The organism is Microbacterium sp. (genome assembly GCF_031988965.1).
Taxonomy (GTDB): Bacteria; Actinomycetota; Actinomycetes; order Actinomycetales; family Microbacteriaceae; genus Microbacterium.
The window spans coordinates 19,540-38,726 of the sequence record NZ_DALZXX010000015.1; the positions used below are offsets into that span (position 1 = coordinate 19,540).

Genomic DNA, 19,187 nt, shown 5'->3' on the forward strand with positions numbered 1-19,187 from the left:
GTCGTCGTCGCGGGGCCAGAGGCGACCCTGGATGTGACCGCCGAGAGCCTTGATCGCACACGCGGTCACGATGCCCTCGGGGCTGCCGCCCACGCCGACGCACATGTCGGTGCGAGCGCCGTGCCGCGCCGCGTTGATGCCGCCGGCGACGTCACCGTCGCTCATGAGACGCGTTCCCGCGCCGGCATCCCGGATCTCCTGGATCAGCTTCTCGTGCCGTGGCCGGTTGAGAACCGAGACCACGATCTCATCGACGGGCTTGCCGAGCGCGCCGGCGAGCTTGCGGATGTTCTCGCCGACCGGCAGACGGATGTCGACCACGCCGACGCCCGCGGGGCCCGTCACGAGCTTGTCCATGTAGAAGACGCTGGAGGCGTCGAGCATCGAGCCGCGGTCGGACACCGCGATCACGGAAAGAGCGTTCTGTCGGCCCGCCGCAGTGAGCGATGTGCCGTCGATCGGGTCGACCGCGATGTCGCACTGCGGCCCGGTTCCGGTGCCCACGACCTCGCCGTTGAAGAGCATCGGGGCGTTGTCCTTCTCTCCCTCGCCGATCACGACCCGCCCCTGGAACGCGACGGTGCCGAGGAAGGCGCGCATCGCGTCGACCGCCGCGCCGTCGGCGGCCTCCTTCGCTCCGCGTCCGATGAAGGGCACGGCACGGATCGCAGCCGCTTCGGTCGCACGCACCAGCTCCATTGCGAGGTTTCGGTCGGGATGCAGGGGGCTCAGATCGGCCGTAAGACTCACCATGTGGTCAGCCTAGCTACGAGAGGTGCCCGATCGGCCACTTTTCGGACCGTGCGGGATGAAGGAATCGCCATTCTTAACGTGAGAGTATGCGGGCCTCGGTGTGGAGACCGCTCGGCCAGCATCGACCCACGCTCACCGATAGAGTGACAGCTGTCCCGGCTTCACCTATCGCAGGAGTTCTCATGCCCGTCGCCACCCCGGATCAGTACGCCGAAATGCTCGACCGCGCGAAGGCCGGCGGCTTCGCGTATCCCGCCTTCAACGTCTCGAGCTCGCAGACGATCAACTCCGTCCTGCAGGGTCTCACCGAGGCCGGCTCCGACGGCATCATCCAGGTCACAACCGGTGGCGCCGACTACTTCGCCGGCCACACCGTCAAGGCCCGCGCGACCGGTGCGCTCGCGTTCGCACGCTACGCGACCGAGGTCGCGAAGAACTACCCCGTCACGGTCGCGCTTCACACCGACCACTGCCCGAAGGACGCCCTCGCGGGCTTCGTCGAGCCGCTCATCGCCGCCTCCGAAGAAGAGGTAAAGGCCGGTCGCAACCCGATCTTCCAGTCGCACATGTGGGACGGCTCGGCTGTGCCGCTCGCCGAGAACATCGAGATCGCCAAGGATCTCCTCCCCCGCATGAAGAACATCAACGCCATCCTCGAGGTCGAGATCGGCGTCGTCGGCGGCGAGGAGGACGGCGTCGCGCACGAGGGCTCGAACGACGCCCTCTACACGACGTTCGCGGACGTCGACCAGGCTGTTCAGGCACTCGGCCTGGGCGAGCAGGGTCGCTACATCGCCGCGCTCACCTTCGGCAACGTGCACGGCGTGTACAAGCCGGGCGGCGTGAAGCTGCGCCCCGAACTGCTCGGCGAGATCCAGCAGCAGGTCGCCGCGAAGTACAACACGGGCGCGAAGCCGCTCGACCTCGTCTTCCACGGTGGCTCCGGCTCGACCGACGACGAGATCGCTCTCGCCGTCGCGAACGGTGTGATCAAGATGAACATCGACACCGACACGCAGTATGCGTACACGCGCGCGATCGCCGACTACATGTTCAAGAACTACGACGGCGTGCTGAAGGTCGACGGCGAGGTCGGCAACAAGAAGCAGTACGACCCGCGCGCCTGGGGCAAGGTCGCAGAGACCGCCATGGCAGCCCGCGTGGTCGAGTCGACTCGCCAGCTCGGCTCGTACGGCCAGTCGAAGAGCTGATCGGATCCTGAATGCGAAGGAGCCCCTGACCCGTGGGTCAGGGGCTCCTTCGCATTCAGTGCGTCACTGCAGCGCGGAAGAAGTCAGGAACTCGACGAACGCCGGGTCTCCCATCATCGGAACCGCGACGCAGATCGACGCGATGATCATCGTCGCGAACGCACCGGCGATCGGGACCCACCAGGTGACCTTTCCGCTGCGAAGCCTGCGGATGGAGAGGTACGCGGTCGCGGACCAGCCGACCGCGAGCACGATCGCGGCGATCGTGCCCCAGAGGCGGCCCTGCGCATAGTTCGTGAACTCGCCGTCGATACCGAGAACCGTCATGACTTCGTTCATCGCCGTCGAGAAGTCGAGGTACGACAGGCCGGTCATGACGACGTTGACGAGACCGTACGCCAGAAGAGCGATCGTGACGAACCGGTCGACGGGACGACTCGTCCGTACCGCGCCCCGCGGAGATGTCGGAGGCTGCGCTGGAGATGCCTGAGCGCTCTCGGGAGCCACCTCCATGATCGGCGGGAGCCCCGCTGCCCTGCGCTGCTCCTCGAGTGTCGCGATCTCGCCGTACTGGGGCCGTTGATCCGTCATTCCAGCATGCTAGTCGGATCGGCAGTGGGGGCTTCTCAGGGAGACAGCCCGAAACTGATGGCGGCCCCGGAGAAGTGGGGACTCCTCGGGGCCGCGGATGACAGTGCTGGGGACACTCGCCATCCAAGTGGGCGAAGAACGCTGGGGACGTTCACTCGCCGGTAGCGCCGTTTGCACTGACGACTACCCTTCAACGATAGGAAACCGGGTCCGTGCTCGCCAGACCGCATTCTTCAGATAATGAACTGCGGTCAGATATCACCCTGGGCGCCAGGGCCCTCGCCGCCCAGGGCGTCCGCGCCCAGCTGCAGGGAAAGACGTCGAGCGGTCTGCTGGAGCGTGGCGACGAGTGCGCCGTCGAGCGCCGCGCTGTCGGCGGGAAGCGAGATCGCGAGCGACGCCGTGACGCCGGGCGCGATCACCGGCACAGCGACGCAGGAGTTCCCGATCGAGTACTCCTCCCGATCCACGGCGAATCCCTGCGAGTGCTCCAGGTGGGTCAGCAGCGTGCGCCTGTCGCTGATCGTCCGGGGAGTCAGCTCCTCGAGCCGGTGTCGGGAGAGGTAGTCGAGTCGTTCGTCGCATGCGAGGTCCGTGAGGATCTGCTTGCCGAGGGCAGTCGCATGGGCGCTGGAATCCATGCCGACCCAGAGATCGATCCGAGGACTGCGGGCCGAGTCGACGATGTCGACCAGGTGCATCTCACCGTCGCTGTATCGCGAGAGGTATGCGGTCGCCCCCACCTCTTCCGTGACCTCCCGCAGAGCGGCACGTACCCGAGCCAGGAAGACGCCACGCGAGTCGAGGCTCGTCCGGAACGTCGGAAACCGCGCGCCGAGAACCAGACCATCGGGTTCGTTGGCGAGGTACCCCTCGTGGATCAGAGTGCGGATCAGGTTGTAGGTCGTCCCCGGCGTGAGGCCGGTGATCGCAGCCAGAGTCTTGACCGGCAGCGGACGCGCGGAGTTGGCGACGATGTCGACGAGCCGCAGCGCGCGCTGCACACTCCCGATGAGAGTGGGTTCCGCCTCGGCGGCGGGCACTGTCAGGCGCTTCCGCCGGAAGTGCGGCCTCCCAGTGCGCGGGCATCCCGCTGGCCCGACGAGTCCTGACGCAGCTCCTTCGGGAGGGAGAACATCAGGTCCTCCTCGGCAGTCTTGACCTCTTCGACATCCTGGTATCCGGCGCCTGCGAGCGCATCGAGCACCTCGCGCACGAGCACCTCGGGAACGGATGCTCCGCTGGTGACGCCGACCGTCGCGACGCCGTCCAGCCACTCCTGCTTGACCTCTTCGGCGTAGTCGACGCGGTAGGCGGCCTTGGCGCCGTATTCGAGCGCGACCTCGACCAGGCGCACGCTGTTCGAGGAGTTCGACGATCCGACGACGATGACGAGGTCGGCGTTCGCCGCGACCTTCTTGATCGCGACCTGCCGGTTCTGCGTCGCGTAGCAGATGTCATCCGACGGCGGATTGTGCATCTCGGGGAAGCGAGTGCGGAGACGGTTGACGGTCTCCATCGTCTCGTCGACCGAGAGCGTCGTCTGGGAGAGCCAGACGACCTTCGACGGATCCTTGACCTGCACGGTGTCGGCCTCGTCAGGAGAGTTCACGATCGTCACATGCTCCGGGGCCTCACCTGCCGTCCCCTCGACCTCTTCGTGGCCCTCGTGGCCGATCAGGAGGATCTCGAAGTCATCGCGGGCGAAGCGCACCGCTTCGCGGTGGACCTTGGTGACGAGCGGGCAGGTCGCGTCGATGGCATGCAGACCTCGCTCGGAGGCGGCATCGACGACAGCAGGCGAGACACCGTGCGCGCTGAAGACGACGTGCGCTCCCTCGGGAACCTCATCGACCTCTTCGACGAAGATCGCGCCCTTCTCTTCGAGCTCGGTCACCACGTGGATGTTGTGCACGATCTGCTTGCGCACGTAGACCGGTGCACCGTAGCGCTCGAGCGCCTTCTCGACCGCGACGACGGCTCGATCGACGCCCGCGCAGTAACCGCGCGGAGCGGCGAGGAGAACACGCTTGTGTCCGACGACCGGGTTATCCTGAAGCCGCCCGGTCGCCGCACGCACTCGTGGGACACGCGGGGCAGGGAGATGTACGACAGTCGAGGTCACTCCAGAATTCTACTGCCGACAACCTGAGCAGGAGCGGAAGGTGCACTGAACGGATGACGGTCTTCGAAGCGTCGACACGCCCCGGCGAGACGCCACCGGCCGATGCGGTCGCTCCACGCGACTCCTCCGCCGACGCTCCGACCTCGGTCGCCCGACTGAACGGAACCATCCGCGACTTCGTCGCCCGGTGGAACACGGTGTGGGTCGAGGGCGAGATCACGTCGTGGAACGTCCGCGGTGGCAACATCTTCGCCCGCCTCAAGGACACGCGCTCCGACGCGCAGATCTCGATCCGGATCTGGTCGAGCGTCCGCCCTCGGATTCCCGGCGATCTGGCCGTCGGCGATCACGTCGTCGCCGCGGTCAAGGCCGACTACTTCGTCAAGGCCGGCGACTTCAGCTTCACCGTCTCGGCGATGAAGCACGTCGGGCTCGGCGATCAGCTCGAGCGACTCGAGAAGCTCCGGCTCCAACTCCGCCAGGAGGGCCTCTTCGACGCCTCGCGCAAGAAGCGTCTCCCGTTCCTGCCCCACGTGATCGGACTGATCACGGGCGAGCGCTCGGATGCGGAGAAAGACGTACACCGCAACGCGGAGCTGCGCTGGCCTCAGGTGAGATTCCGCACCGAGTACGCCGCCGTGCAGGGCGATCGCTGCGTTCCCGACACCCTCGCCGCTCTGGCCCGGCTCGACGCGGATCCTGACGTCGACGTCATCATCATCGCGCGGGGCGGCGGTGACCCGCAGACGCTGCTCGGCTTCAGCGACGAGCGGCTCGTGAGAGCTGTCGCAGCGGCATCGACGCCGGTCGTCAGCGCGATCGGGCACGAGAACGATCATCCTCTGCTCGACGACGTCGCAGATCTCCGAGCCTCGACGCCGACGGATGCCGCCAAACGAGTGGTGCCCGATGTCAGCGAACAGCGCGCCCTCATCGCTCAGCTGCGCTCCCGCGCGACCACCAGGCTCACCCAGAGGCTGTCGCACGACATCGCCCAGCTGGAGCAGCTGCGCTCCCGTCCCGCGCTGCGCTCCCCCGACCCGATCATCGAATCGCGATCCCAGGACATCTGGCTGCTGGTCTCCCGGGGGCGCGACGCCATCGCGCGGCAGCACGAGGCTGCCGGCCGCACGACGAGTGAGCTGCGAGCGTCGCTGCGCGCCCTCTCGCCCGCGGCCACCCTCGCTCGCGGATATGCGATCGCGCACCTCGACGGCGGTGTGATCCTTCGCGATGCGGCCGATGCACCGGCCGGCAGCGCCCTCACCATCACCGTCGACCGCGGCTCGGTGGCGGTGCGATCCGAAGGCGAGATGGCCGAGGGAGCTGCCGCTCGCTCCGCATGAGCACCCCGCCTGCACCACGTAGGATGGAGGGGTGAGTGCGCTGAACGACACCCCTGTGGACACGCTGTCGTTCGAGGCCGCTCGCGACGAGCTCGTGAAGGTCGTGTCCGAGCTCGAACAGGGCTCGCCGACGCTCGAACAGTCGCTCGCCCTGTGGGAGCGGGGAGAGGCACTCGCCGCCCGCTGCGAAGAATGGCTCCTCGGCGCGAAGCGTCGCCTCGAGGCCGCACGTGCTGCGGCATCCGACGACTCTGACGAGGCGGCGTCATGAACAAGCCTGCGCCCATCGTCGCCGAACTCGGGCGTCCGGAGACCCCCGAGGAGACCGCCGCACGCAAGGCCGCGTCCAGCAAGGCGTACCGCTCGAGCCAGACGGTGCGAAGCCTGGTCGCCGCTCTGATCGTCACCCTCGCCATCGTGATGGTGATCGTGTTCGCCGTGCCGCGCGGCGAGCCCGCGAACGCTCCGACGGTCGACATGGTCGGCATCGCGAGCGACGTCGAGTCCACCGTCGACAGTCCGGTCATCGTGCCCGATCTCGGCGACTTCTGGCGGGTGAACGTCGCCAAGCTCACCACCGGCGCCCCACTCGTCTGGGATCTGACCCTCGCACCCTCCGCCGAGGACGAGCGGGGATTCATCAAGATCGCGCAGGCTTTCGACTCCGATTCGTCGTGGGCACCGCAGCGTCTCAACGGCACGGCACCCACCGACACGACCTCGATCGGCGGTCTGGAGTGGGATGTCTACGAGCTGGGCGATGCCGGAGCGAAGCAGAACATCACTCACGCGATCGGCACCCAGGCGGGTGACGACTACCTGCTTCTCTACGGTTCGCGCTCGGCCGACTCCACTGCCGAGCTCGCCGAGTCCCTCGTCCCCCAGATCCGCGAACTCTCGGAGTAGCCCTCATGACAGACACGCTCACGCCCGCCGCCGCCTGGAAGCAGATGCAGGAGGGCAATCAGCGATTCGTCGATGACGCTCCTCGGCACCCCAATCAGGACGTGGCCCGCCGTAAGCACCTCGCCGCGGCTCAGCATCCCGTGGCGACGCTGTTCGGATGCTCGGACTCGCGCCTCGCCGCCGAGATCATCTTCGACCTCGGCCTCGGCGACCTGTTCGTCGTGCGCAACGCCGGTCAGGTTATCGGGGAGTCGATCGTCGCGAGCCTCGAGTACGCGGTCGCCGTGCTCAACGTTCCATTGATCGTGGTGCTCGCGCATGACTCGTGCGGTGCCGTGCGCGCCGCCATCGACGGAACGGCCATCGACGCCGCTCCCCTGCCCCCGCACATCTGGAAGCTCATCGCGCCGATCGTGCCCGCCGCCCGCAAGGTCCTGGTCGAGAACGGCGGCACGACCGTCGACGAGATCGATGCCGACCTGGTCGGTCAGGAGCACCTGCGCAACACCGTGAGCGACCTGCTGCAGTCGTCCGAGGTGATCTCCAACGCGGTCGCCGAAGGCCGTCTGGGCATCGTCGGCGCCAACTACCGTCTGTCCGAGGGCACCGCGGTGCCCATCATCACGGTCGGAATCGACACCGACGCTACCGACTGAGCCGGGGAGTCGACTGGGCAGGGAACCGCTCAGTCGAGAACCGGCTGAGCCGACATCGACTCAGCCAGAATCGACACCGAGGGGCACGACCCCGCAACCAAGGAGGGTTCGGAATGACCGACACACACCAGCACGGCGGCGATGAGTCGCAGTACCGCATCGAGCACGACACCATGGGCGAGGTTCGCGTGCCGGTGAACGCGCTCTACGGTGCGCAGACACAGCGCGCGGTCGAGAACTTCCCGATCTCGGGCAAGGGCCTCGAGTCCACCCAGATCGCCGCGCTCGCGCGCATCAAGAAGGCCGCGGCGCTCGCCAACAAGGAGCTCGGCACGCTCGACGGCGCCATCGCGGACGCGATCGCGCAGGCAGCCGACCAGGTCGCGTCCGGCGCGCATGACGCCGAGTTCCCGGTCGACACGTACCAGACCGGTTCCGGCACGTCGTCGAACATGAACATGAACGAGGTCCTCGCGACGCTCGCCACCCGCATCCTCGGCGCGAACGTGCACCCGAACGACCACGTGAACGCCTCGCAGTCGTCGAACGACGTGTTCCCGACCTCCGTGCACATCGCCGTGACGCAGGCACTCATCGACACGCTGATCCCCGCGCTCGACCACCTCGCCGTCGCCTTCGAGGCGAAGGCCGAGCTGTGGAAGGACGCGGTGAAGTCCGGCCGCACCCACCTGATGGACGCGACGCCCGTCACCCTCGGCCAGGAGTTCGGCGGTTATGCCCGTCAGATGCGACTCGGCATCGAGCGCGTGCAGTCGGCCCTCCCCCGCGTCGCCGAGGTTCCGCTGGGCGGCACGGCGACCGGCACCGGCATCAACACGCCTCTCGGATTCCCGCAGAAGGTCATCGAGCTGCTCGCCGCCGAGACCGAGCTGCCCATCACCGAGGCGAAGGACCACTTCGAGGCCCAGGCCAACCGCGACGGCCTCGTCGAGACATCCGGTGCGCTGCGCACCATCGCGGTCTCGCTCACGAAGATCAACAACGACCTGCGGTGGATGGGCTCCGGCCCCAACACGGGGCTCGGCGAGCTGCACATCCCCGACCTGCAGCCCGGATCCTCGATCATGCCGGGCAAGGTCAACCCCGTCGTCCCCGAGGCCGTGCTGATGGTGTGCGCGCGCGTGATCGGCAACGACGCGACCGTCGCCTGGGCCGGTGCATCCGGCTCGTTCGAGCTCAACGTCGCCATCCCGGTCATGGGCACCGCCGTACTCGAGTCGATCCGCCTGCTGGCGAACGCCTCGCGCGTGCTGGCCGACAAGACCGTCGACGGCCTGCAGGCCAACCTCGACCGAGCAGCCGCGTTCGCGGGCATGAGCCCCTCGATCGTCACGCCGCTCAACAAGCTGATCGGCTACGAGGCCGCGGCCAAGATCGCCAAGCACTCGGTCGCGAAGGGCATCACGGTGCGCGACGCCGTCATCGACCTCGGCTACGTCGAGCGCGGCGACCTCACGCTCGAGCAGCTCGACGAGAAGCTCGACCTGCTGTCGATGACCCACCCGGGTTGATCTCGACGCGCTGAGCGCCCCGATTCGCGGACGTCGTCCCGATCTGCGCACCGTTCCTGGTGGATGGTGCGCAGATCGGGACATGCTCCGCAGATCGGGGCGCTCGTCTGTTTCTGCACCGATGTCGGTTGAGAACGGCGGCACCGCGAGTCTGTGCGGATCGGTCTCGACGGATGTCGTGGACACGCAGAATCTCAGTCATGCTCTCAGCCGCCGACACCATCACGCGCCTCGGCGGACTCGCCCGCGGCGCCCATCTGCAGACACTCGGCTTCACGCGACGCGCGTTGTCGCGCGCCGTCAGGCGGGGCGAGATCGAGCGCATCCGTGATGGGGTGTTCGCGTCCGGCCGAATCGATCGTCAGGTGCGAGCAGCCACGGCCCACGGAGGCGCACTGACCTGCGCGAGTGTTCTTCAGATCCTGGGGATCTGGGTGCTCGCGCCCGTGAGCGTGCCGCACGTCTGGCTCGGCAGAAGTCGTCACGCGCATCCTCACGATGCGTGCCGGTGCGTGTCTCACTACTATCGCGGCGTCCCACCGCTCGGACAGGCCACCCTCGAGGTCGCCTCGCGCACTTCCTACGGTGCGCAGGAGATGAGGCCTTCTTCGCTGCCTACGAGTCAGCCTTGCGTCTCGGACTGCTCACCACAGCGGCACAGGCCCGGATCCGAGCGATGATCCCGGCCGCCGCGCGGTGGCTCGTCGATCTCGCGCTGCCGCACTCGGACAGCGGCCTCGAGTCGCTGCTTCGGCTGCGTCTGCATGTGCTCGGCATCCACCTCGAGTGCCAGGTATCGATCTCCGGAGTCGGCCGTGTGGACTTCGTGCTCGGCAGCCGACTGATCCTCGAGACGGACGGGAAAGAGAACCATGACGGCGCCTCGCTCAGGCACAAGGACCTCGTCCGTGACGCGTCGGCATCTGCGCTCGGCTACGAGACCCTGCGCTTCGACTACGCACAGGTCATCCATGACTGGCCCACGGTGCAGGCGGCGATCCTCGCGGCTCTCACCCGCCTGAATGCCCATGCGTGACCCGATTCCCGGACCCGGTCCCGATCTGCGGGCAGTCCGCCGCGAAGTGGATGCAGATCGGGACAATGTCCGCAGATCGGGGCGGGCCCGACAGCAGCGGTCAGCAGCGGTCAGCAGCGGTCAGCAGCAGCGGGTCCCGGGGTCGGCATCCTGTGCGGCATAGTGCGCCCGCCAGAACTCGCGCTCGGTGAGCGGCTCATGATCGGGATGTCGCGTCCGCTCGTGGGCGACGTAGTCCGCATACCGCGACTGCCCCGTCACACCGTTCACGTACCAGGCGACGGTCCGCCAGACCCGGCGCGCAGCATCCGCGACAGCGACGACCATCAGTGCCCCCTCGTCGGCTGGGCGGACGACGGCAGCGCCGCCCACTGCTTCTCGACCGCGCGCTCTTCCGCCGAGGCGAAGAGCCCGGCCGGGGCGAACCGGCGCGACGGCAGCTCGGGGTCCTCGTGATCGACGACGGGACCGGGACGCAGCGCTCGAATGACCTTCACGAGCGAGATCGCGATGACGATCACCGACAGCACGAGGAACGTCACCGAGAGGATGCCCTGGATCATCGTGTTGCGGACGACAGCCTCCATCGCCGCGACGCTCGTCGCGGTGCCGAACGAGGTCTCCCCGGCCGCGAGAGCGTCACGGAACGCGACGTGGTTCGCGAAGTAGCCGACCTGCGGCACCGTCGAGAAGATCTTCTGCAGGGATGCGGTCACGGTGACCACGGTGACGAACGCCAGGGGCACTGCGACCACCCAGAGGACCGTGAAGGTGCGTCTGCGTGCGACGATCGTCAGGACGACGGCGAGCGCGATCGCGGCGAGCAGCTGGTTCGCGATGCCGAACAACGGGAACAGGGTGTTGATGCCGCCGAGCGGATCCGTGACGCCCATGATGAGCACCGCGCCCCAGCCGGCGACCATGACCGCCGTGCAGATCCACGCGCCCACCCGCCACGAGGTGTCTTTGAAACGAGGGATGACGTTGCCCACCGAGTCCTGCAGCATGAAGCGCGCGACGCGGGTGCCGGCGTCCACCGCGGTCAGGATGAACAAAGCCTCGAACATGATCGCGAAGTGGTACCAGAACGCCATCATGCCGGTGCCGCCGATCCACTGCTGCATGATGTGCGCGAGGCCGAGTGCGAGGGTCGGGGCGCCGCCCGTGCGCGAGACGATCGATTCCTCTCCCACCGCCTCAGCTGTGCTCGTGAGCATCTCGGGCGTGAGGTTGACCCCGGTCAGGCCGAGACCGTTCACGAACGCCACCGCACCCTCGACCGTGCCGAGGGTCGCCGCGGGCGACGAGTTCATCGCGAAGTACAGCCCGCGATCGATCGAGATCGCGGCGACGAGCGCCATGATCGCCACGAACGACTCCATGAGCATCCCGCCGTAGCCGATGAAGCGGGTCTGCTTCTCCTTCTCGATCATCTTCGGTGTGGTGCCCGACGCGATCAAGGCGTGGAAACCGCTCAACGCGCCGCACGCGATGGTCACGAAGAGGAACGGGAACAGTGCTCCCGCCCACACCGGCCCGGTCTCACCACCCGCGAACTCGCTGAAGGCAGGCACCGTGATCTCGGGACGCACGAACACGATCGCGACGGCGAGAGCGACGATCACGCCGATCTTCATGAAGGTCGAGAGGTAGTCGCGGGGTGCGAGCAGCATCCACACCGGGAGCACCGCGGCGATGAAGCCGTAGACGATGATGCCCCATGCGATCGTCGTGCGATCGAGCGTGAAGATGGCCTGGCCCCAGTCGGTCTCGGCGACCATGCCGCCGCCGATGATCGCCGCCATCAGAAGGACGAAGCCGATGAGCGAGACCTCGGTGATCTTGCCGGGGCGGATCCAGCGCAGGTAGGCACCCATGAACAGGGCGATCGGAATGGTCATCGCCACCGAGAACACACCCCAGGGGCTCTCGCCCAGGGCGTTCACGACCACCAGGGCGAGGATCGCCGTGATGATGATCATGATGAGCAGCGTCGCGATGATCGCCGCCGTGCCGCCGAAGCGTCCGAGCTCGTCTCGGGCCATCTGGCCGAGCGAGCGCCCGCCTCGGCGCATCGAGAAGAACATCACGAGGTAGTCCTGCACAGCGCCTGCGAGCACCACGCCGACGATGATCCAGATCGTGCCCGGCAGGTACCCCATCTGGGCCGCGAGCACCGGCCCGACGAGTGGACCGGCACCCGCGATGGCGGCGAAGTGGTGCCCGAAGAGCACGCGACGGTCGGTCGCGACGTAGTCCTTGCCGTCTGCCTTGTACTCGGCGGGGGTCGCGCGCCGATCGTCGGGCTTGACGAGATTGCGCTCGATGAACTTCGAGTAGAACCGGTAGAAGACGAGATAGGTGCACACGGCGGCGAACACGAACCAGATCGCGTTCACGGTCTCACCGCGGACGATCGCGAGCATCGTCCACGCGACGCCCCCGAGAATCGCTATCGCCGCCCAGAGCACGATCTTCAGCGGCGTCCACCGCGGTCTCTCATCCACCGCCACGGGCGGCAGCTGCTCGTCATCCACGGTCTTCGTCGCATCGCTCATCGCGCATCACTCCATCGTCTGCGGTTGATGCCCCGAGCCTAAACCTGGGCCCGGCGATAAGGAACGCGGATCGCCGGGGCGTGTCCCCGACATGCGAGAGCGGATGCCGCGACCTCACGGCATCCGCTCCCCGACTGTCTCAGCTGAGCTCGCCGCCCTCGAGGAGCTCGGTGACCAGGGCCGCGATCGCCGAGCGCTCGGAACGCATGAGCGTCACGTGCGCGAACAGATCGTGCCCCTTGAGCGTCTCGATCACGCTGGCGATGCCGTCATGGCGACCGACCCGCAGGTTGTCGCGCTGGCCGACATCGTGCGTGAGGATGACTCGCGAGTTCTGCCCCATTCGGCTGAGCACCGTGAGGAGCACGTTGCGCTCGAGCGACTGCGCCTCGTCGACGATCACGAACGCGTCGTGCAGCGACCGCCCGCGGATATGGGTGAGCGGAAGGACCTCGAGGATGCCGCGTTCGACGACCTCTTCCATGACGTTGCCCGAGACGACCGAGCCGAGCGTGTCGAAGACCGCCTGGCCCCAGGGGCCCATCTTCTCGCCCTGATCGCCGGGGAGATACCCGAGCTCCTGGCCGCCGACGGCGAACAGCGGGCGGAACACGATGATCTTCTTCTGCTGCTGCCGCTCGAGCACCGCCTCGAGTCCGGCGCAGAGGGCGAGCGCCGATTTGCCCGTTCCGGCTCGTCCACCGAGCGAGACGATGCCGACATCGGGATCGGTCAGCAGATCGATCGCGATGCGCTGCTCGGCCGAGCGCCCGTGCATCCCGAAGATGTCCCGGTCGCCGCGCACGAGCCGGTACTCGCCGTCGCCTGTCACACGGCCGAGCGCCGAGCCCCGCTCCGAGTGGATGATGAGTCCGGTGTTGACCGGAAGGCCACGGGCATCCTCGCTGATGCCGACTTCGCTCTCGTAGAGGTCGCTGATCTCGTCGCCCGAGAGGTCGAGGGTCGTGATGCCCGTCCAGCCGGAGTCCACCGCCTGCTCGGCGAGGTACTCCTCGGCCCTCAGACCGAGCGACGCCGCCTTCACGCGCATCGGGAGGTCTTTCGAGACGATCGTCACGTCCTGACCGTCCTGCGCGAGGTGCATCGCGACCGACAGGATGCGCGTGTCGTTGTCGCTGAGGCGGATGCCGGCAGGGAGCACGGACGCATCGGTGTTCGCGAGCTCGACGCGGAGCGTGCCGCCTTCGCCGACCTCGACGGGGAAGTCGAGGCGACCGTGCTCGATGCGCAGGTCGTCGAGGTGCCGCAGAGCCTGGCGAGCGAAGTAGCCGATCTCCGGGTCGTGGCGCTTGCCTTCGAGCTCGGTGATGACGACCACAGGAAGGACCACCGAGTGCTCGGCGAACCGGAAGAACGCCTGCGGATCGCTCAGCAGGACCGACGTGTCGAGCACGTAGGTCCGCAGATCCTGATCGGAGTCTGCGGACGCGGCTCGCGTCGTCGTCTTACGGGTGGACTGCTGCGCGGTGCTGGACTGCTGCGCTGTACGTGAGGTCACGACCCACTCCCGACCCGGGAGAATCCCGGTTGTTCGAACGAGTCGACCAGGGGGTCACGAGTCGTCAACCTGAGGCCGACCCGACGGGCACCTTGCCCGATGACTAGAAGCTACGACCAGGCACCGACATTTCGATGCGTCGACACGCCAGGGTTTCGTTACGTGTTGATTAACGGCAGGTGCTCTGCCCAGACGAGCGCGGCTCCCGGCCCGAGGACACGGCATCCGGCCGTCGACCGGAGCGGATCAGCGCCCGTACCGGCGGTCGCGATCGGCGAAATCGCGAATGGCGCGCAGGAAGTCGACCTGACGCAGGTCGGGGCCGAGCGCCTCGACGAAGTAGAACTCGCTGTGCGCGCTCTGCCACAGCAGGAAGTCGCTCAGCCGCTGCTCACCACTGGTGCGGATCACGAGATCGGGATCCGGTTGTCCCCCGGTGTAGAGGTGCTCGCCGATCATCTCGGGCGTGAGATGCGCGGCGAGGTCCTCGATCGTCCCACCGGACGCCTGATGCGCGGTGACGATGCTGCGCACGGCGTCGACGATCTCGTTGCGGCCCCCGTAGCCGACGGCGAGATTCACGTGCAGTCCGGTGTGGTCTCGTGTGCGCTCCTGAGCATCGGCGAGGACTCGCGCCAGCTCCGGAGGCAGGATGTCGGCGCGGCCGACGTGCTTCACACGCCAGTTGCCCTCACGCGACAGCGCCTCGGCGAGCTCCGCGATGATCTCGATCAGATCGGCGAGCTCCGCCGAATCGCGCTTGCGCAGATTGTCGCTCGACAGCAGATACAGGGAGACGACGCGGATTCCGAGCTCATCGCACCATCCGAGGAACTCTCGCATCTTCGCCGCGCCCGCGCGATGGCCCTCGGCGGGCGTGGAGTATCCGAGCTGCCGCGCCCAGCGACGGTTCCCGTCGATCATCATCGCGACGTGATGGGGCACGGTCGAGGGGTCGAGATGGCGGCGCAGCCTGTTGGTGTAAAGCCGGTACAGCGGCCCTCGCCCCTGTCCCTCGCGTGTCATCACCTCCCTACGCTATCGTGCTGCGCTTCGGAAGGCAGGGGGTGGACGCTCAGGATATGTACGCCTGGTGGAATGGCGTGCCGCCTAGAGTGAGCACGTGAGCACACCCGAGTCCTCAGCACAGGATCTGCCCCAGCTGCCGCTTCTCGATGAGGCTGCCCATGATGCGCAGGTGGACATCAGACCCACCTGGCGGGGCTGGATCCATGCGGGCACTTTTCCGGTCGCGATCATCGCGGGCGTGCTCCTCATCATCTTCGCGCAGGGCGGCGCCGCCAAATGGGCGGCCGCCGTCTTCATGGCCACCTCGCTGCTCCTGTTCGGCAACTCGGCGCTGTATCACCGCTTCGACTGGAGCCCGAGGGTCAAGGTCATCCTGAAGCGCATCGACCACGCGAACATCCTGCTGCTGATCGCCGGCACGTACACACCGCTCGCCGTGCTCGCCCTGCCGCCGGGGAAGGGCGCACTGCTCCTCGTCCTGGTGTGGAGCGGTGCCCTGCTGGGAATACTGTTCCGGGTCTTCTGGATCAACGCCCCGCGGTGGCTCTACGTGGCGCTGTATCTGCTGCTCGGATGGGCGGCGGTCATGTACATGGCTGACCTGCTCGCCGCGAACGTCGCGATGATGATCCTCGTCATCGTCGGTGGACTGCTCTACACGGGCGGCGCGATCGTCTACGCGGTCAAGAAGCCGAATCCGTGGCCGGGCCACTTCGGCTTCCACGAGATCTTCCACGTGTGCACGGTTCTCGCGTTCCTCTGCCACTGGACGGCCTGCCTGCTCATCGCGCTCGAGCCGCTGAGCCCCTCGCTCGGGGCCTGATCGCACTCGAGGGCGCCGGCGTCAGCGCTTCTCGGGGTCGTCGTCGCCCTCACGGACGACGGGAAGATCGGCGTCGGTCTCCGTGGCCTCATCGGCGGCGCGTGCCGCCTCCTCCGCGTCGAGCTCCTCACGGACCTCTTCGCGGTAGCGCACCCGGCGGATCCGGCGGTTCATGTCGAGGATCAGCAGGATCACCGCGATCAGGATGAACACGACGACGGCGAACCCCACGAAGCCGGGGGTGACGAGCTCCGGAGCCACCGTCATCGAGGGCGTCGGCATCGGGGTCTCGGTCAGAGCGAGCATGGAATCTGCCTTTCACGCACAGGTCGCATAACCTGTAATCACCAGCCTAACGACCGGAAGACCCCCCTTGTGACGACCGCACAGCAGCTCGACGAACGCTATGGCCGTACCCGGCGACGCAGATGGCCCTGGATCGTGGGCATTCTGGCCGCGGTGGCGCTGGTCGCAGCCCTCGGCTGGAGCGTCGTCTCCACCCAGATGAACTCGGTCGACTCCGACGACCTCGGCTTCGACCTGATCGACGAGCACAGTGTCGAGGTGCGCTTCCAGGTGACCGGCGTGCAGGGCAAGGACGTGGGCTGCGTCGTGGAAGCGCTCGACGAGGAGTTCGGTGTCGTGGGCTGGAAGGTCGTCGAGATCCCGGCCGGGGACAGCCACTCGCAGACCTATTCGGCGACGGTGCCGACCGTCGGCGAGGCCACCACAGGTTTGGTGAAGGCCTGCTGGGTCGCCTAGACTCGACGCAGACAGACGACGCCCTGGCACCGTGCCGGGGCGTCTTGGCATATCCCCCGCGGACCGTGGGCGGGTACCTAACGAAGGAGCTTCGTCATGTCTACTGACGCTCAGGTTCCCTTCCTCACGCAGGAAGCCTACGACCGGCTCGTCGCCGAGCTGGAACACCTCTCGACCACGGGACGCGACGAGATCGCCAAGCGCATCGAGGCGGCACGCGAAGAGGGCGACCTCAAGGAGAACGGCGGATACCACGCTGCGAAGGACGAGCAGGGCAAGCAGGAGGCCCGCATCCGCACGCTCGAGGGACTGCTCAAGACCGCGAAGGTCGGCGAGGCTCCGGCCAGCCGCGGGATCGTCGAGCCCGGCACGGTCGTGACCGCGCTGGTCGCCGGCGGTGAAGAGGTCTTCCTGCTCGGCAGTCGTGAGATCGCGGCCGGTGGCAGCGACCTCGACGTCTACAGCGAGGCCAGCCCGCTCGGCCAGGCGATCCTCGGCCTCAAGGTCGGAGAGAAGTCGTCGTACGAGGCTCCGAACGGCCGCTCGATCTCGGTCGAGATCGTGAACGTCGAGACGTACACGGGCTGACCCCCGAAAGCACGAGAAGAGGCCCTGTCCTGATGGACGGGGCCTCTTCTCGTATGGCTGACCGAGTCGGGTCAGTCGGGGACGATCATCGGCTCGAACCCCGCACGGCGGAGCGTGTCGAGCGTGTGCTCGGAGTGCTCGGCACCGCGGGTCTCGACGCTGAGCTCGAGGATCACCTCGCTGATCTGCAGTCCGTGTCCGTGCCTCGTGTGCATGGCCTCGATCACGTTGGCTCCCGCCTCGGCGATGAGCTCCGACACCCGAGCGAGCTGACCGGGGCGGTCGGGCAGCGGGATGCGGATTGTCAGGTAGCGGCCGGATGCCGCGAGACCGTGCGAGACCACCCGCTGCAGCAGGAGCGGGTCGATGTTGCCGCCGGAGAGGACGGCCATCGTCGTGCCGGTCGCCGACACCTTGCCTGCGAGGATCGCCGCGACACCCGCGGCTCCCGCGGGCTCGACGACGACCTTGGCCTGCTCGAGCAGGATCAGGATCGCGCGCGCGAGATCGTCGTCGGAGACAGTCACGACCTCGTCGACGAGGTCCTTGATGATGTCGAACGGGATCGCGCCGGGGCGGGCCACGAGGATGCCGTCGGCGATGGTCGGCCTGGTCTCGATGTCCACCGGATGCCCGGCGTCGAGCGAAGGCGGCACCGCGGCGGCGTTCTCGGCCTGCACACCGATGATGCGCACCGTGCGCCCGAGCTGGGCGGCCCTGGCCTTGACCGCAGCGGCGACCCCGGCGATGAGGCCGCCTCCTCCGATCCCGAGCACGATCGTGTCGACCTCGGGAGCGTCTTCGAGCAGCTCGAGTCCGAGAGTGCCCTGACCGACGACGACGTCGCGGTGATCGAACGGGTGGATGAGCATGGCTCCGGTGCGCTCGGAGAACTCCGAGGCGAGGCGGAGCGACGTCGCCACGGTCTCACCCTCGAGCACGACCTCGGCGCCGTATCCTCGCGTGGCGAGCAGCTTCGGCACGGGCACCCCGATGGGCATGAAGATCGTGGCGGGGATTCCCAGTGCCTGGGCCGCGAGAGCGACCCCCTGGGCGTGGTTGCCGGCCGATGCCGCGACGACGCCGCGAGAGCGCTCCTCGGCGCTCAACCGCGACAGGCGATACGCCGCGCCCCGGATCTTGAACGAGCCGGTGCGCTGCAGGTTCTCCATCTTGAGCAGCACGGGAGCCCCGAGAATGTCGGACAGCGCGCGCGACGGCAGCGTCGGCGTGTGCGTGATCACCTCAGCCAGACTGTGAGCTGCGCTCTCGAACTCGGTCAGGCTGGGGACTGCGCTCATCGATTCCTCCGTCTTGGTTCGCGCGGAACTGTGCTCCAGATAAGGTCTGCATCCGGTTGGTCGCCGGTTCGCCACGAGCCGGTGCTGACGGTCACCGCGGCGACATTCACGAACGCCGCGAGCGGCACCGCGAACAGGGCTCCCGGGATTCCGCCGACCATCGACCCACCGGCGACGACGAGGACGACGGCGAGCGGGTGCACCTTGACCGCCGACCCCATCAGGATCGGCTGCAGGATGTGGCCCTCGAGCTGCTGCACGCCGAGCACCACGGCCAGCATCGCGAGCGCGATCCACGGGCCGTTGTACACGAGGGCGAGCAGCACGGCGATGGCGCCCGTCACGACGGCACCGACGATCGGGACGAACGAACCGAGGAACACCAGCACGGCGACCGGGATCGCCAGGGGGACGCCGAGCAGCGCCGCGCCGACTCCGATGCCGACCGCGT

The 19,187-nt window shown here is 67.6% G+C and carries 21 protein-coding genes; 10 read left to right on the top strand and 11 right to left on the bottom strand.

The features are described from left to right. The coding region (gene glpX, locus RTM68_RS05645; protein WP_312169109.1) for a class II fructose-bisphosphatase at nt 1–753 on the bottom strand (753 nt) is incomplete at its 3' end. A 182-nt stretch (nt 754–935) separates the two neighbouring features. Between glpX and fbaA the strand changes: the two genes are divergently transcribed. Then, nucleotides 936–1,964: a class II fructose-bisphosphate aldolase gene (gene fbaA, locus RTM68_RS05650; protein WP_241797327.1), complete on the top strand. Its 1,029-nt coding sequence runs from the start codon at nt 936–938 to the stop codon at nt 1,962–1,964. A 63-nt stretch (nt 1,965–2,027) separates the two neighbouring features. Here the strand turns inward: fbaA and RTM68_RS05655 are convergent, their stop codons facing one another. From RTM68_RS05655 to RTM68_RS05665, 3 genes are all read right to left on the bottom strand, one after another. Beyond that, nucleotides 2,028–2,555, bottom strand: coding sequence for a DUF6264 family protein (locus RTM68_RS05655; protein ID WP_312169112.1), 528 nt, complete (start codon nt 2,553–2,555; stop codon nt 2,028–2,030). Between the two features lie 251 nt (nt 2,556–2,806). Then, nucleotides 2,807–3,598 (bottom strand): IclR family transcriptional regulator, encoded by a 792-nt coding sequence (locus RTM68_RS05660; RefSeq protein ID WP_312169114.1) that lies wholly within the window; start codon nt 3,596–3,598, stop codon nt 2,807–2,809. A 2-nt stretch (nt 3,599–3,600) separates the two neighbouring features. Next, a complete protein-coding gene (locus RTM68_RS05665; protein WP_312169116.1) occupies nt 3,601–4,680 on the bottom strand; it encodes a 4-hydroxy-3-methylbut-2-enyl diphosphate reductase in 1,080 nt (359 codons plus the stop codon). 53 nt (nt 4,681–4,733) lie between these two features. Between RTM68_RS05665 and xseA the strand changes: the two genes are divergently transcribed. The 6 genes from xseA (at nt 4,734) to RTM68_RS05695 (ending at nt 10,156) form a co-directional block, all read left to right on the top strand. Further along, the gene (gene xseA / locus RTM68_RS05670; protein WP_312169119.1) at nt 4,734–6,026 is read left to right on the top strand and encodes an exodeoxyribonuclease VII large subunit; all 1,293 of its coding nucleotides are present in this window, start codon (nt 4,734–4,736) and stop codon (nt 6,024–6,026) included. Nucleotides 6,027–6,057: 31 nt separating this feature from the next. After that, entirely contained in the window at nt 6,058–6,297 is a 240-nt protein-coding gene (locus RTM68_RS05675; RefSeq protein ID WP_312169122.1) for an exodeoxyribonuclease VII small subunit, read from the top strand. Further along, a complete protein-coding gene (locus RTM68_RS05680; RefSeq protein WP_312169124.1) occupies nt 6,294–6,932 on the top strand; it encodes a DUF4245 family protein in 639 nt (212 codons plus the stop codon). The genes RTM68_RS05675 and RTM68_RS05680 overlap by 4 nt, the downstream gene beginning before the upstream one ends. Before the next feature lie 5 nt (nt 6,933–6,937). Beyond that, nucleotides 6,938–7,588 carry a carbonic anhydrase gene (locus RTM68_RS05685; protein ID WP_312169126.1) on the top strand — a complete coding sequence of 217 codons (651 nt, stop codon included), beginning with the start codon at nt 6,938–6,940 and terminating at the stop codon, nt 7,586–7,588. 113 nt (nt 7,589–7,701) lie between these two features. Continuing rightward, nucleotides 7,702–9,120, top strand: coding sequence for a class II fumarate hydratase (locus RTM68_RS05690; protein ID WP_312169128.1), 1,419 nt, complete (start codon nt 7,702–7,704; stop codon nt 9,118–9,120). 628 nt (nt 9,121–9,748) lie between these two features. Then, nucleotides 9,749–10,156, top strand: coding sequence for a DUF559 domain-containing protein (locus RTM68_RS05695; RefSeq protein WP_312169131.1), 408 nt, complete (start codon nt 9,749–9,751; stop codon nt 10,154–10,156). 120 nt (nt 10,157–10,276) lie between these two features. Here the strand turns inward: RTM68_RS05695 and RTM68_RS05700 are convergent, their stop codons facing one another. From RTM68_RS05700 to RTM68_RS05715, 4 genes are all read right to left on the bottom strand, one after another. Beyond that, complete coding sequence (locus RTM68_RS05700) at nt 10,277–10,483, bottom strand: YbdD/YjiX family protein (protein ID WP_312169133.1); 207 nt, start codon at nt 10,481–10,483, stop codon at nt 10,277–10,279. Continuing rightward, a complete protein-coding gene (locus RTM68_RS05705; protein WP_312169135.1) occupies nt 10,483–12,714 on the bottom strand; it encodes a carbon starvation CstA family protein in 2,232 nt (743 codons plus the stop codon). Before RTM68_RS05705 ends, RTM68_RS05700 begins: the two co-directional genes overlap by 1 nt. Nucleotides 12,715–12,853: 139 nt before the next feature. Beyond that, nucleotides 12,854–14,233, bottom strand: a complete 1,380-nt coding sequence (locus RTM68_RS05710) for a PhoH family protein (protein ID WP_396654192.1) — start codon at nt 14,231–14,233, stop codon at nt 12,854–12,856. Nucleotides 14,234–14,479: 246 nt separating this feature from the next. Continuing rightward, a complete protein-coding gene (locus RTM68_RS05715) occupies nt 14,480–15,259 on the bottom strand; it encodes an isoprenyl transferase (RefSeq protein WP_312169159.1) in 780 nt (259 codons plus the stop codon). Between the two features lie 97 nt (nt 15,260–15,356). Here RTM68_RS05715 and RTM68_RS05720 point away from each other — a divergent pair, with 97 nt between their 5' ends. Continuing rightward, nucleotides 15,357–16,085 carry a hemolysin III family protein gene (locus RTM68_RS05720; protein ID WP_396654194.1) on the top strand — a complete coding sequence of 243 codons (729 nt, stop codon included), beginning with the start codon at nt 15,357–15,359 and terminating at the stop codon, nt 16,083–16,085. A 21-nt stretch (nt 16,086–16,106) separates the two neighbouring features. Here the strand turns inward: RTM68_RS05720 and RTM68_RS05725 are convergent, their stop codons facing one another. Further along, nucleotides 16,107–16,391 (bottom strand): hypothetical protein, encoded by a 285-nt coding sequence (locus RTM68_RS05725; RefSeq protein ID WP_241797340.1) that lies wholly within the window; start codon nt 16,389–16,391, stop codon nt 16,107–16,109. Between the two features lie 69 nt (nt 16,392–16,460). Between RTM68_RS05725 and RTM68_RS05730 the strand changes: the two genes are divergently transcribed. Together RTM68_RS05730 and greA are read left to right on the top strand one after the other, a co-directional pair. Then, nucleotides 16,461–16,847: a DUF4307 domain-containing protein gene (locus RTM68_RS05730; RefSeq protein WP_312169139.1), complete on the top strand. Its 387-nt coding sequence runs from the start codon at nt 16,461–16,463 to the stop codon at nt 16,845–16,847. Nucleotides 16,848–16,943: 96 nt separating this feature from the next. Continuing rightward, nucleotides 16,944–17,435 carry a transcription elongation factor GreA gene (gene greA / locus RTM68_RS05735; protein WP_194764803.1) on the top strand — a complete coding sequence of 164 codons (492 nt, stop codon included), beginning with the start codon at nt 16,944–16,946 and terminating at the stop codon, nt 17,433–17,435. A gap of 71 nt (nt 17,436–17,506) precedes the next feature. Here greA and ilvA read toward each other — a convergent pair whose 3' ends face one another. Together ilvA and RTM68_RS05745 are read right to left on the bottom strand one after the other, a co-directional pair. Then, complete coding sequence (gene ilvA / locus RTM68_RS05740; RefSeq protein ID WP_312169142.1) at nt 17,507–18,736, bottom strand: threonine ammonia-lyase; 1,230 nt, start codon at nt 18,734–18,736, stop codon at nt 17,507–17,509. Next, nucleotides 18,733–19,187: AI-2E family transporter (locus RTM68_RS05745; protein ID WP_312169146.1), on the bottom strand; the 455-nt coding region annotated here is incomplete at its 5' end. The genes RTM68_RS05745 and ilvA, both read right to left, overlap by 4 nt.